The sequence below is a fragment of the Opitutaceae bacterium TAV5 genome, from assembly GCA_000242935.3.
In the GTDB taxonomy this organism is placed as follows: Bacteria; Verrucomicrobiota; Verrucomicrobiia; order Opitutales; family Opitutaceae; genus Geminisphaera.
In genome coordinates, this window is record CP007053.1 from 4,989,662 (window position 1) to 5,003,153 (window position 13,492).

The following is a 13,492-nucleotide window of genomic DNA, read 5'->3' on the forward strand; positions in this document are numbered from 1 at the left end:
TTCGCATGACCGGTTCACCCCTTGAAATCCTTTGGCGCAACTTCCCGCTGCTGCTCGACGGCCTGCGCGCCACGCTCGGCATCGCGGTCGCGTCCTCGCTCCTGTCGATCATCGGCGGCGTGCTGCTCGGCCTGCTCCGGGCCTCCCGCGCCGGCGCTTTTGTGCAAACGGCCGCCCGGCTCTATCTCGAACTCTTCCGCGTCATCCCGATCCTCGTCTGGCTCTTCCTCGCCTTCTTCGCGGTGCCGGCCGCCTTTAACCTCAACCTCTCCGGCACGCTGGCCGCGATCGTCGTGTTTTCGCTCTGGGGCGCCGCCGAGATGAGCGACATCGTGCGCGGCGCGCTGAAGACCATCCCCCGTCCGCAATACGACGCCGGTCTCGCGATCGGCCTTTCCTCCTGGCAGCTTCACTGGCGGGTCATCCTCCCGCAGGCCGTCCGCCGGATGCTGCCCGGGGCGATCAACCTCGTGACGCGTATCATAAAAACCACTTCGCTCGTCGTCGTTGTTGGCGTCGTGGACGTGGTCAAGCGCAGCCAGCAGATCATCGAGCGCACCAAGGAACCGTTTGTCCTGTATGCCTTCCTGCTCCTCCTCTTTTTCGCGCTCTGTTATCCGCTGTCGCGCCTTTCGCGCCGGCTCGAACGCCGCTGGAGCGACTGACCAAACCCGCGCTCGCCACGCATGACCACCACCGCCACCGCTCCCGCGCTGATCGACGTCGCCGGCGTCACCAAGTTTTACGATACCCGCAAGGCGCTCGACGACGTTTCCCTTTCCGTCCGCACGCAGGAGGTAGTCGTCATCCTCGGTCCCTCCGGTTGCGGCAAGAGCACGCTCCTGCGCTGCCTCAACGGACTCGAAACCGTGCAGGCCGGCTCGATCCGCTTCCACGGCAGCGACCTCGCCGCGCCCGGCACCGACTGGCGCCCCGTCCGCCAGAAAGTCGGCATGGTGTTCCAGAGCTACGAACTTTTCCCGCACCTCACCGTGCGCGACAACCTGCTGCTCGGCCCCGTCCACGTGCAGAAACGCCCGCGCGCCGACGCGCTCCGGCAGGCGGAGGAACTGCTCGCGCGCGTCGGCCTTGCCGACCGCATCGATTCACTGCCCCGCCAGCTTTCCGGCGGACAAAAACAGCGCATTGCCATCGTGCGCGCGCTCTGCATGAATCCCGAAGTGATGCTTTTCGACGAAGTCACCGCCGCACTCGATCCGGAAATGGTGCGCGAGGTGCTCGACGTGATCCTCGGCCTGGCGAAAGGCGGCATGACGATGATGATCGTGACGCACGAGATGGGTTTCGCCCGTGCCGTGGCCGACCGGATCGTCTTTATGGATGAAGGACGTATCTGTGAAATAAATACTCCCTCCGTGTTTTTTACCCAACCCGCGACCGACCGTGCCCGCCGGTTTTTGTCCCGGTTTCTTTATCACTCCTGATGAATATCGTCGTCATCGAAGATCATGCCATGGTGCGCGGTTTTGTCGCCCGCGTCTGCGAGGATGCTTTCGCGAAGCCGGTCGTGCATCAGGCCACCACTGCCGCCGAGGGGCTGGCGCTGGCAAAGTCCGTGCAACCCGAACTGGTGTTGCTCGATCTGGAACTGCCCGACCGCGACGGGCTCGATCTGGTTGCCGATTTGCGATCCGTGGCGGGCGGCGCTCGCATCCTGGTGCTGTCGGCTCACATCGACCATTATTCCGTCCACCGCATTCACGGCGCCGGTGTGGACGGCTTCATCGACAAGAACGAACAATCTCCCGAGGTGTTGTGCAACGCGATGCGGGAGGTCGTGGCCGGGCGGCGTTTTTTCAGCGCTGCAGTCAGCCGGGCACAGGCGGCGCTGCGGGCCGATCCGCACGCTTTCACCAAACTGCTTACGGATCGCGAGATCGAGGCGTTGCGGCTGTTTGGCCTCGGCCTGAGCAACGAGGACGTGGCCGGACGGTTCGGCGTCAATCCGCTCACCGTGCGCAACCACCGGCGCGCGATCATGACCAAGCTCGGCATCCACAGCACGCCGGAGCTGGTGCGCTACGCCATCGAAAACGGTTTCACCCGCATCCGTCCGCGGACGTCCTGAAGCGGCGGATTTCCTCCCGCAGCGTGGCCGCCCGGCCGAGCAGGATGCCGTGGAGCGCTCCGAGTTGTCCGGAGTCCGCCTGCGCCGATGCCGCGCGCTCCAGAGCCTCGGCAGCGTCGTTGAGCGCGCGTGCGCGGAGCAGGCCGGCATGCGAACGCAGCCGGTGCGCATGCCGGGCCACGGCACTGTTGTCGCGCGCGGCCAGCGCACGGGCGATGCCCGCCAGTTCGTGATCGAGCAGGCGCAGGTATTCATCCACGGCCTCGGAGGTGAGGCGCGGATCGTCGCGCCCGACATAGCCGAAAAGGCCGAAGTTGAGTCCGTTGTTCCTTCCTGTTTCTGCCGGCGTTTTTCCGTCCGTCACGAGAGCCGCGCCGGCCCGCCGCTTTCGCGCATCGGCGAGTGTCGCGTTCACCAGTTCCTCGTCGAAGGGTTTCAGCAGAAAGCCGTCCATGCCGGCTGCAAGGCAGCGCTGGCGGATGTCCTCGCTGTCGTGCGCGGTGACGGCGAGGATGACGGGTTCGTCGCCACGTGGACGCGCCCTCAGGGTGCGCGCGAGGTCGCTGCCCTTCATGCCGGGCAGATCCCAGTCGATAAAAATCACCGTGAACCCGCCCTCGGCGAAGCGGGCGAGCGCCGCCGGAGCATCGGCTGCGGTTGCGGAGGTGAAACCGATCCGCTCCGCGATGCGTTGCATGACGATCCGGTTGTACTCCTGGTCTTCGACGATGAGCGCGCGTCCGGCTCCGCTTTGCGATGACGGGGCGCGCAGGCCCGGTGTTGCCGGGCTTGCCAGAGACGCCAACGGTGCCGGTGCGGCGTCGATCCCTTCCGCTTCCGCCACGGGTACCTGGAGATAAAACGTGGCGCCTTTTCCCTGCTCGCTTTCGATTCCCACGCCTCCGCCCATCAGCCCGGCCAGCGCCTTGCAGGTGGCCAGCCCGAGCCCCGCGCCGGCCTCATGGCGTTCCCGGGCCGAACTGCCCCGCACGAATTTCCGGAAAATCAGTTCCTGTTCTTCGGGAGCCACGCCTCCCCCGTGATCCGTGACCTCGATCTGCAGCATGCGCAATCCGGCCTCCGGTGGCCCGAGCGATGCCTCTATCTCGATGGCGGTGCCGGGCGCATACTTGAGCGCGTTGGCGACAAAGTTGTTTACGATCGTCTTGATTTTCCCGTCGTCGGCGTGCAGGCGCAGGTGAGCCTCGCCGGGCAGAATCGGCCTGAGCGTGTTGCCGCGCTGTCCGGCTGTGACTGAAAACACCCGCACCACCTCGTCCAGCAGGGCCGCGAGCGTGAAATCGTTTTCCTGCACGCCGACCTGTCCGTGCTCGAGTCGTGAAAAACCCAATACCTCCTCAAACACCCGCGTGAGTGAACGCACGCAGGAACCGAGGGAGCGTGCCAGTTCGTGCTCGCGTCCCGAGGGCACCGTTTCCTGCAACAGGGAGACAAGGCCCACGATGCCGTTGAGCGGATTGCGAATCTCGTGGCTGATGGTGGTGAGAAATTCCGTTTTCGCGGTGTTGGCCATGGCCAGTTCCCGGGTGCGTTCTTCCACGATCCGGTTGAGCTGTTCATTGGCGTGCCGGAGCCGGCGCAGCCGGAGTCGCACCAGGACATACACGAGCCCGGCGGCGGCGCATGCCCAGGTCGCCAGCGCGGACGCCCCGAGATACCACGGCGCGAGCCGGACAAAGGTGTAGTCCACCGGATCGCTGGTGCGGCCCAGGCTGTCCATCGCCCGCACGCTCAGGGTCCAGGTTCCGGGGGCCAGGCCGCTCAGTTCGCGGCGCGGGTTGCGGACGGGCGGCGTCCAGCCGGTTTCCGCTCCGGACAGCCGCGTCTGGAAAAACACCTCCGCGTTACCGGCGTCCGCGGCGAAATCGAAACCGAGCGTGCCGACGCGGGCGGGAAACGCCGGTCGCGCCGCTCCGGAGCCGGTTGCGAGGAGTTGCCGGATGGCCGCGCCGGAGCCGTCGTGATCGGATGAATACACATCCACGCCGCGCAACCAGACGCGAGGGGAGGGGGCTGGGGGCCGGTCCAGAGTCGCGGGATCGACCCGGAGCAGTCCCTGCGTGCCGCCGATCCAGAGCGCGCCGCCGGCAAAACCGACGGTGGTCGGACGGCCTGCGGCGGACAATTCCGCCAGCGCGAGGGGAGTGACGCGAAACGCGTCGTTTGTCGTACCGGTCTCGATACGCAGCAGCGCGGGTGGCGCATTCGCGATGTCGCGCCGGGCCGCGAGCCAGTAAACGGGTTCTCCGTCCGCGCCGGAGGGAACGCCGATGCCCTGCCAGTTTTCCAGTTCCGGCACCGGCTCGAAGCGGCCAGGAAGCTGGCGCACGCCGAGGATGCCCCGGGCGGTGAAGGCGAAAACGCGGCCGTGGGCCACTGTCAGGAGCGGCCTCCCCGCGTCCGAGGGCAGGCCCGCTCCGGGCCGGTAACGGGCGACGGGATGGAGGACCGGCGGCCGCAAGGCCGGAGCGGGCGCTTCCTGCAGGCGGAAACGGAAAACGCCCCGCGCCACGGTCGCCACCCACAGGTCGCCCTCCGCATCCTCGACCATCGAGGTCGGGGTGTCGTCGACGGTGTGCCCGAGATCGCGGGTCGCCCAGCCGCGGGACGAATGTTCGAGCGCCCTGATCGCAAGGCCCTCGGCGAAAAAAAGCCACCCGGCCCGGCGGCGCGAGGGCGCGAGGCAAAACACATCGGTCGACACGAAACGTTCGCGGTGCCACGTCGCTTCGCCGTCGGCCAGTCGCCAGATGCCGCCGAATCCCCCGGCAAACGTCTGCCCGGGCAGGCGCGCGGTGTCGCGGATCATGCTGGCGATGGCCGGCAGCGGGACGAGAGCCGCGGGCTGTGGATTTTCCGGACTGGCGATCCGGAACACACGCCGCGGCGTCACGGCGAGGATACCGTCGCCTTGCGGCAGGAGGGCGGAGAGCGGGGTGTCGTCGAGTCCGTTGCGCCGGTCGAAAAACGAGATCGCCGCCGGCGGGGCGATGCGCGCGAAGCCGTTGGCCAGCCCCGCAAGAAGCGAGCCGTTTTCGTCGAGCCGGAGCGTATGCACGTTCTCGTCGCCGAGTCCGGCGTCCCGGTCGATGACCGGCCGCACCTCGTCGGTCCGGGGAGAAAACAGGACGATACCGTGCGCATAGTCGCCTACCGCGACGAGACCGTTGTCCAGGGCGACGGCGCTCACCGGCAGCCGGTCGCGCAGCGCAGCGGAGACGGCGGGCAGGTTTTGCCAGGAGCCTCCGGCCTTGCGGCGCCACACGCCGTTGCCCGTGCCGAGAAGAAACCCCGCGCCCGCTTCCCGCTGATACGGCGTCGCCGGCGCGTCGCTTTCGGGTTCTCCCGCCGCCGGGGCGAGCAACCACAGCACCGGGGTACCCGGCAATGCGTCTTCCCGCCAGACCGGCTCGGGGCCATGCCGGCCCAGCCGGAAAACACCGACGCCGCTCTGGTAAAACCAGAGATCGTCGCCCACGCCAAAGGAAAGCAGCCGGGGGCGCGCCGGCAACTCCCACACGGCGAACCGTTGCCCGTCCCAGCGGAAGACCGCCTGCGCGCCGGCAAAGACGATGCCGGAGGGCGTGGCCTGCACTTTCCAGATCTCTCCCGGTCCCGCCGGTCTGGCGGCCCGGAGCGCGGCCTTCAGCGAAGTGAAACGCAGCGCGCCCGTGGCGTCGGGTTCGACGTAGCCGAGTTCATCGACCGCGCCGACATACATGCGGCCGGGCGCTCCGCCCGGCGGTACCGCTCCGCTTGCGAGAACGCCCGGCGCCAGTCCGCGAAAACCGTAGGCGCCGGGCACGTCGATCTTTTGCCACCGGCCATTTTCGCCGAAGAGCAACTGGCTCGCACCGACAAAAAATCTCCCGTCGCCGGCGCGGGCCAGCGCCCACACCGGCCCCTCGGCCGGCAATTCCGCGGCCTCGGTGTAGGCGATCACCGGAAGTCCTGCCGCCGCCATCGCCGCTGATCCCGGAGCGGGCCCCGACAGAACCAGCGACAGCGCAGCGATCGCCGGCAGCCGCCGGCAGGGCCGGGGAGAGGGAACAGCACGCCTCCGTCGCAGCAGTGAAACCATGGCCACACTCAAACCTGGCAGCATTCCGGACTCCAGCTTTGGTTAATTGCCCAGGATAGTTAAAATTAAACATTCGGCGCGCTTGTCGGGAGCGCCGCATCCGGAGTTGGCTGGGAGGGTCTCCTGCTACGGGTGCGTGCTCGCGCGGAAGCTTTTCCAACTCAACTCATCCGCATGACATCCATGACTCAGTCCATTATCACGCGGCGTCGACAGGGATTTCCGTCGCGCGCCGTTTTTGCCCTCTTCCTGCTGCTGACTCCGGCTCTCGCGCCGTCAGTGGCGCAGGCCCAGTCTTCGCCCGCGGTCGATCCCCGGGCGTCCGAAACCGGTTCGGTTGACGGCTCGCTGCTGATTGCCGGAGGCCCCGCGCACCCGGCGGACAGCGTCCGGGTGACCGTGCTCGAAACCGGCGCGGCTGCCCGCGTGGACGCGCAGGGGCGATATGCCTTTCCCGATCTTCCTCCTGGCACCTACACGCTGATCGCCAGCGGCGAGGGCTACGGACGTCTGCGTATCACCGATGTGGTGGTGCGCCCCGGCCAGCGCCTGACCCTGGGCCAGGAAATCCTGCCCGTGCTTCCGGACGGCGACAATATCGTCAGGCTGGAGGATGTCGTGGTGCGGGCGCGACGCGACGATGTCGTGGAGCTGGATCCCTACAACGTGACCGCGTCGAGGGATTCTTATGTGAGCCCTGTCACCGTGGCGGGCAAGCTGGCGGTACCCGTCAGGCAGATACCCCAGTCGGTATCCGTGATCACGCAACAGCGGATCGAGGATCAGCACCTCCTTACCGTGGCCGATGCCCTGAACCAGACCACGGGCATTACCGTCATTTCCAACGACAGCACCCAAAGTCAGTATTACTCGAGAGGATACGCCCTGAACGTGCAGAACGACGGCCTGGCGTCCACCAACTCCCTGTCCGGTTACCAGCAGCTCGACCTCGCTTTCTATGAGCGGGTGGAGGTGCTGCGCGGACCGGCCGGCGTGCTCCAGGGCACGGGCAATCTCGGCGGTGTCGTCAACCTCGTCAAGAAACGCACGACGGACAAGTTCGAGGCGTCCGCGTCCGCTTCCGTCGGGAGTTGGGACAACTACCTGGGCCAGTTTGACGTGAACGTGCCGCTGAACACCACGAAGACGGTACGCGGCCGGATCGTGGGTTTCGCGCAGGACCGGGACTTTTTCTATGACCGTTCCCACAGCGAAAAACTGGGCGGTTACGGCATTGTTGAATGGGATCTGGCTCCGCGTACGACGGCCAGTGTGTCCTTCTCGATCCAGGAGGAGGATGCCGATGTCTCGTTCATGGGCCTGCCCGCGTGGACCAGCGGGGGACTGCTCGATGTTTCCCGCTCGACCAATCCGTATCCGGACTGGAACCGGATGGAATGGACTACCCGCGATTACGGTTTCGACCTCGAACATCGTTTCCAAAGCGAATGGGTTGCCAAGGTTCGGCTCAACCACCGTGATCAGGGTCTCTTTTTCAAGGACGGTTATCCCTCCTCGGGCGTCGATCCTGCGACCGGCGCCCTGAACTATGCGCGGCGCGAGTATGATTACAATTACAAGCGCGACGCCATCGATCTCTATCTCTCCGGCCCGATCGAGCTGTTCGGCCGCGAGCATACCCTGCTCCTCGGTTACAATTACGACAAATTCGACTACGACTACGTCGGCGTCGTCGCCCCCTCCCTCACGGACATTCCTTTCGGTCGCCCCGATCTCGTTTCCGATTTCGATCTGGCTTACGACCGCGACGGCGCGTCCAAAACGACCCAGAGCGGTTTTTACGGGCAGGCCCGGATCAGCGTCGTCGATCCGCTCACAATCGTCCTCGGCGGACGGGTCAGCGACTACCGGACCAAATCCCGCAGCCGGACCCCCTCTCTGGTCCGGGACTGGACTCCGGGAGCACGGGAGAGCGGCGAATTCACACCCTATGCCGGTGCGGTCTATGATCTGACCAGGCAGATTTCGCTCTACGGCAGCTACTCGGATATTTTCGTCCCGCAAACCCAGGAAAAATCCGATGGCAGCACCATCGATCCCCGCGTCGGCGAGCAATACGAGGTCGGCGTGAAAGGAGAGTTTTTCGACAAGAAACTGAACGTTTCTTTCGCGCTCTTCAACATGAAGGACACCGGTCGCGCCTACGAATCCCCGGCGGGCTCGGGTTACTACGTGAATGCCGGCGAGGTCGAGAGCAAGGGCCTCGAGTTCGAGGTCTCCGGCAGCCCGTTCCCGGGCTATGAGCTGACAGCCGGCTACACCTGGCTGAAAACGGAAATCACCAAGGCCCGCAGTGGCGAGGGTGACAACTGGGACACTTGGGAACCCGAGCATACCTTCAAGTTCTGGGGTACGCGCCGGTTCACCGACGGCCCGTTTGACGGACTCACGCTTGGTCTCGGTTTCATCTGGGTCAGTGCCAGTTCGGCAGGTACGGACGACTGGGCCGTGCGTTCGCAAAGCAGCTACTCCTTGGCGAGCGCGCTCGTCAGCTACCGGTTCAACAGGCACCTCTCGGCCAGTCTCAATGCGAACAATCTCTTCGACACCACGTACTACACCCGTCTGGGCGGACTCAATACCTACAACACCTACGGCGAACCGAGGAATTTCACGCTGACCGTTCGCTATGTCTTCTGATCTTGCGGACGGTATTCGCTTCGCTCCCCGGCCCGTTATCCGGTCATGAAAGCCAGCCTTCACATGACCTGGAAGCTCATCCGCCCCTGGTGGGTGTCGGATGAGCGCTGGGCCGCGCGCGGGCTTTTCACGCTCGTTCTCGGCCTCGACCTCAGCCGGGTCTACACGGCGGCGCGCATCAGTTACTGGCAGAAAAATTTTTACGATGCGCTCACGAACTACGACATGTCCGTTGTCCGGAATCTGCTGCTGGAGTTGGGCATCATCGCCAGCGCCGGCGTCCTCATCGACACGTCGCGGATCTGGTTTTACCAGTCGCTTGAAATCCGCTGGCGAGGCTGGATGACGGATGTCTTCCTGCACCGCTGGCTCTCCGGCTCGATGTTTCATCGTGTGGAAACCGGACACCGGGCCGACAACCCCGACCAGCGCATTGCCGAAGACCTGCGGGAGATGGTGCGCCAGACGCTGGAGCTCACTCTCGGGTTCATCCGCAACTGCGTAAACCTGGTTTCCTTCTGCGTCATCATCTGGGGCATCTCCGGCACGCTTACCTTCGCGCTTTTCGGCGTCGCGGTGAACATCCCCGGCTACATGCTGTGGGCCGCGGTCATCTACGCGCTGGTCGTCTCCATCGTCATGGAAAAACTGGGCAGCCACATGGTCGCCGTCGAATACCAGCACCAGCAATGCGAGGCCGATTTTCGTTTTCTGATGGTGCGCGTGCGCGAGAACAGCGCCCAGATCGCGCTGAGCGAAGGCGGCCCGGCGGAGCGAATCCGCCTCGCCGGCCTCTTCGGCGCCGTCCGCGAGAACTGGAGCCGCGTGATGGTGTTTACCCGCCGCGTCACGGCCATCGAGCGTTTCTACATCGAGCTGGGCGCGTTCATCCCCTACCTCCTCATCATTCCGCGGTATTTCGCGAGGGAGATCACTCTCGGCGCGCTGATGCAGCTGACGATCGGTTTTTCACGCGTGCGAGGCGGATTCTCGTGGTTTATTTTCCAATACAAGCAGCTCGCCACGCTCCGTTCCGTCTACCGTCGCCTGATCGAGTTTGACGCCATCCTGTCCACGCCGGAAACGGCGGTGGGAATCACCGTCACGCGCTCCGGCCGGCCCGCCCTGAGCACGCACGACCTCGCGCTCGCGTTGCCCGACGGCAAACTCCTCACCCGCATCGGCGCGGTGACGTTCGCCCCCGGCTCCCGCTGGCTGATCCGGGGCGTTTCGGGTGTGGGCAAGAGCACCTTCCTGCGTGCCATCGCCGGCCTCTGGCCGCACGGTTCGGGAAACGTGGATTTGCCGGAAGGACGCCTCATGTTTCTGCCCCAGGAATCCTACCTGCCGCTCGGCACCCTGAAGGCCGCCCTCTGCTATCCCAAACTCGCCGAAGCCTTCTCCGACACCGCCTGCATCCGGGTGCTGGAACTGTGCGAACTCGGCGTCCGCGCCGGCGATCTCGACGTGGACACGCAATGGGCCAGGCGCCTTTCGCCCGGCGAAAAACAACGGCTCGCCTTCGCCCGCGCGCTCCTGCACCGCCCCGATTTCCTCTTCATGGACGAGGCCACCTCCGCGCTCGATCCGGAGCTGGAACACCGGCTGATGACCCTCCTCCTGCGGGAGTTGTCCTCCACCGCCGTCGTCAGCGTGGCCCACCGCGAAACGATGTCGTCGTTTCACCAATACACCCTGAAAATCGTTCCCGCCGACCTCGCCGCGCAGCCGGAGTCCTCCGGCCTGCCCCTCGCAGCGCTTCCCGTCTCCCGGACACCATGAGCCAACCGACCACCACCACACTCTCGACGCTTCACCTTCCCGTCACCGGGATGTCCTGCACGGCCTGCGCCCTGCAACTGGAACGCAGCCTGCGACGGCTGCCCGGAGTGGAGGCGCGGGTCGATTTCGCGAGCGAGCGCGCCCGCATCGAATACGATCCCGCCACCGTCCCGCCCGGCAAGCTGCTGGAGGCGATCGAAAAAACCGGTTTCGGCGTGGCCCGTAAAACCGTCACGCTCGCCCTCGAAGGTATGTCGTGCGTGGCCTGCGCGAAGCAGATCGAGACGGCGCTCAGCCGCGCTCCCGGCGTGCAGGCCACGGTCAACTTCGCCGCCGCAAGGGCGCGCGTCGATTACGTGCCCGGCCTCGTCACCGAAGACGATCTGGTGGCCCGCGTGAAAAAAGCCGGCTTCGGCGCGCGGGCCGCCGCCGGCCTCGACGACGACGGGGAGGCGCGCCGCCAGGCCCGCGAGCAGAAACGCGAACTGGCCCTGTTTGCTTTCGCCATCGTCTTCACGCTGCCCCTTGCCGCGCAGATGATCTTCATGTTCATCGCGCCCGCCGACCACTTCATGCTGCCCGGCTGGCTCCAGTGGCTGCTCGCCACGCCCGTGCAGTTTGTCGCCGGAGCGCGATTTTACCGCGCCGCGTGGAAGTCGCTTCGCGGCGGTTCCGCCAACATGGACGTGCTCGTCTCGCTCGGCACCAGCGCCGCCTACTTCTACAGCGTCGTCGCCACCTTGCAGGGCGTCGCGCATGTGTACTTCGAGGCCAGCGCCACCCTCATCACACTCGTGTTGCTGGGCAAGCTGCTCGAAGTCCGCGCCAAGCGGAAAACCTCGTCGGCCATCCGTTCGCTGGTGCAGCTCCAGCCCGCCGTCGCCCATGTGGAACGCGACGGCCTCCTGGTGGAGATCCCCGCCCGCGACCTGAAGGTGGGCGATGTCTTCGTCGTGCATGCCGGCGACAGCATCCCGGTGGACGGCGCCGTGCTGACCGGGGAGTCGAGCGTGGATGAATCCATGCTCACCGGCGAAAGTCTCCCGGTGGCCAAGACCGTGGGCAGCCGCGTCTATGCCGCGACCCTCAACCAGCAGGGCACGTTCAAGGCCCGCGCCACCGGCGTCGGGGCCGACACTGCGCTGGCGAAAGTCATCCGTCTCGTGGAGGAGGCGCAGGGCTCGCGAGCGCCGATCCAGCGGCTGGCCGACAGGATCGCCGGCGTCTTCGTGCCCGCTGTCGTGGTTATTTCACTACTGACGTTTGCCGTCACCTGGTTTGTCACCGGGCACTTCACGGTCGCCCTGATCAACGCCGTGGCCACGCTCGTGATCGCGTGTCCCTGCTCGCTCGGGCTCGCCACGCCGACCGCCATCATGGTCGGCACGGGTCTGGGGGCGCGCGCCGGCATCCTCATCCGCAACGCCGAGGTGCTGGAACGTTCGCGGCAGATCGGCGTGCTCGTGCTCGACAAGACCGGCACGCTCACCGAAGGCCGGCCGGTGGTCACCGATGTGCTGCCCGTCGATGAAGCCGACGAAGTCCGCGTGCTGCGCCTCGCGGCCAGTCTGGAACAAGGCTCGAAGCACCCGCTCGCCCAGGCCATCGCCCGGCGCGCCCGGGAGAGCGGTGTCTCCCTCGATGCCACGGTGTTGGGCTTTCTGTCCGTCCCCGGCCAGGGCGTGCAGGCCGTGCATGACGGCCATCCCGTGCTGCTCGGCTCTCCGGCTTTTCTCGCTGCCAACGGTATCGCGTGCGATCCACGGGTCCTCTCCAGGTTCCAGGAGCAGGGCAAGACCGTGGTCGGGCTCGCCTCGGGCGGACGCCTCCTCGGCTGGCTCGCCGCGGCCGACCGGTTGCGCGACACGTCGAAGGCGGCGATTGCCCGCCTCCGCGGCATGGGTATCCGCGTTGTCATGCTGACCGGAGACAACGAAGGTACGGCCCGCGCCATCGCCGCGCAGGCCGGCATCGACGAGTTTACCGCCGGCTGTCTCCCGCAGGACAAGGCGGAGCAGGTCGCCCGGCTCAAGGCCGGCGGCGCGGTTGTCGGCATGGTGGGCGACGGTATCAACGACGCCCCGGCGCTGGCGGCAGCTGACGTGAGCTTCGCCATCGGCGCCGGGTCCGATATCGCCATCGAGGCCGCCGATATCGTGCTCATGCGCAGCGACCTTTCCGCGGTGCCTTCGGCCATCGACCTCTCGCGGGCCACCCTGGCAAAGATCCGGCAAAATCTTTTCTTCGCGTTTTTCTACAACGTGCTCGGCATCCCGCTGGCGGCGCTCGGGTTTCTCAACCCGGTGATCGCGGGCGCGGCGATGGCGCTGAGCTCGGTGTCGGTGGTGAGCAACTCGCTCCTGCTGCGCCGCTGGAAACCCTGAATTTTTCTCCCATGGCACACATCACACTGAAAGTAACAGGAATGAAATGCGGCGGCTGCTCGGGCCGCGTGAAACGCGCGCTCACCGCGCTGGAGGGCGTCACCACCGCCGAAGTGACGCTCGAAACCGGAGCGGTCGCCGTCGATTTCGACGCCGCCAGAACCGGAGAGGCGGCGATCAGGGACACAATCCTCGATCTCGGTTTCGAGGTGGCGGCCACATCCTGAAGCTGGCCGCCTCCCGCTCACCGCACGCCGAGGAACCGGGCCCGATCCCGCACCGCGCCGGCGGTGAGAGGGTTGCGGCGGACGGAGCCGCACGGAATGACAAGCCGGCCGACCGCGCGGTCGGCCTTCGGGTTGACGTGGCCGACGAACGCGCCGCCGGACAAGACCGGCCGCGCGTAGTAGCCGTGCACCCGCTTGCGTGTCGGCGTTGTTACAAGGTGCGGAGAACAGGAAGACTCTCAACGTT

The 13,492-nt window shown here is 66.1% G+C and carries 9 protein-coding genes; 7 read left to right on the forward strand and 2 right to left on the reverse strand.

Features of this window, described 5'->3' with window-relative positions; all coding sequences use genetic code 11:
- The first annotated feature begins 5 nt into the window (after positions 1-5).
- Genes OPIT5_21155 through OPIT5_21165 form a run of 3 tightly spaced genes read left to right on the forward strand, consistent with a single transcriptional unit; the run spans position 6 to position 2,089 of the window.
- Positions 6-665, forward strand: coding sequence for a glutamine ABC transporter permease (locus OPIT5_21155; GenBank protein AHF92385.1), 660 nt, complete (start codon positions 6-8; stop codon positions 663-665).
- 21 nt (positions 666-686) lie between these two features.
- Positions 687-1,445: a glutamine ABC transporter ATP-binding protein gene (locus OPIT5_21160; protein AHF92386.1), complete on the forward strand. Its 759-nt coding sequence runs from the start codon at positions 687-689 to the stop codon at positions 1,443-1,445.
- Positions 1,445-2,089, forward strand: coding sequence for a histidine kinase (locus tag OPIT5_21165; protein AHF92387.1), 645 nt, complete (start codon positions 1,445-1,447; stop codon positions 2,087-2,089). Before OPIT5_21160 ends, OPIT5_21165 begins: the two co-directional genes overlap by 1 nt.
- Here the strand turns inward: OPIT5_21165 and OPIT5_21170 are convergent.
- Positions 2,061-6,074 (reverse strand): hypothetical protein, encoded by a 4,014-nt coding sequence (locus OPIT5_21170; protein AHF94574.1) that lies wholly within the window; start codon positions 6,072-6,074, stop codon positions 2,061-2,063. The genes OPIT5_21165 and OPIT5_21170 overlap by 29 nt on opposite strands.
- A gap of 291 nt (positions 6,075-6,365) precedes the next feature.
- Here OPIT5_21170 and OPIT5_21175 point away from each other — a divergent pair, with 291 nt between their 5' ends.
- The 4 genes from OPIT5_21175 to OPIT5_21190 are packed head-to-tail and all read left to right on the forward strand — an operon-like array spanning position 6,366 to position 13,245.
- Positions 6,366-8,852 carry a TonB-denpendent receptor gene (locus OPIT5_21175; GenBank protein AHF92388.1) on the forward strand — a complete coding sequence of 829 codons (2,487 nt, stop codon included), beginning with the start codon at positions 6,366-6,368 and terminating at the stop codon, positions 8,850-8,852.
- Between the two features lie 45 nt (positions 8,853-8,897).
- Positions 8,898-10,634: an ABC transporter ATP-binding protein gene (locus OPIT5_21180; protein ID AHF92389.1), complete on the forward strand. Its 1,737-nt coding sequence runs from the start codon at positions 8,898-8,900 to the stop codon at positions 10,632-10,634.
- Complete coding sequence (locus OPIT5_21185; GenBank protein ID AHF92390.1) at positions 10,631-13,018, forward strand: ATPase P; 2,388 nt, start codon at positions 10,631-10,633, stop codon at positions 13,016-13,018. The genes OPIT5_21180 and OPIT5_21185 overlap by 4 nt, the downstream gene beginning before the upstream one ends.
- Positions 13,019-13,029: 11 nt before the next feature.
- Entirely contained in the window at positions 13,030-13,245 is a 216-nt protein-coding gene (locus tag OPIT5_21190) for a copper-binding protein (protein AHF92391.1), read from the forward strand.
- A 17-nt stretch (positions 13,246-13,262) separates the two neighbouring features.
- On the opposite strand, the gene OPIT5_21195 is transcribed toward OPIT5_21190, so the two are convergent.
- Positions 13,263-13,409, reverse strand: coding sequence for a hypothetical protein (locus tag OPIT5_21195; GenBank protein AHF94575.1), 147 nt, complete (start codon positions 13,407-13,409; stop codon positions 13,263-13,265).
- Positions 13,410-13,492 lie beyond the last annotated feature (83 nt).

Bases quoted from the DNA above. Each gene is read 5' to 3' on its own strand.
- OPIT5_21155 (AHF92385.1), top strand. From the start codon at position 6: ATGACCGGTTCACCCCTTGAAATCCTTTGGCGCAACTTCCCGCTGCTG.
- OPIT5_21160 (AHF92386.1), top strand. From the start codon at position 687: ATGACCACCACCGCCACCGCTCCCGCGCTGATCGACGTCGCCGGCGTC.
- OPIT5_21165 (AHF92387.1), top strand. From the start codon at position 1,445: ATGAATATCGTCGTCATCGAAGATCATGCCATGGTGCGCGGTTTTGTC.
- OPIT5_21170 (AHF94574.1), bottom strand. From the start codon at position 6,074: ATGGCGGCGGCAGGACTTCCGGTGATCGCCTACACCGAGGCCGCGGAA.
- OPIT5_21175 (AHF92388.1), top strand. From the start codon at position 6,366: ATGACATCCATGACTCAGTCCATTATCACGCGGCGTCGACAGGGATTT.
- OPIT5_21180 (AHF92389.1), top strand. From the start codon at position 8,898: ATGAAAGCCAGCCTTCACATGACCTGGAAGCTCATCCGCCCCTGGTGG.
- OPIT5_21185 (AHF92390.1), top strand. From the start codon at position 10,631: ATGAGCCAACCGACCACCACCACACTCTCGACGCTTCACCTTCCCGTC.
- OPIT5_21190 (AHF92391.1), top strand. From the start codon at position 13,030: ATGGCACACATCACACTGAAAGTAACAGGAATGAAATGCGGCGGCTGC.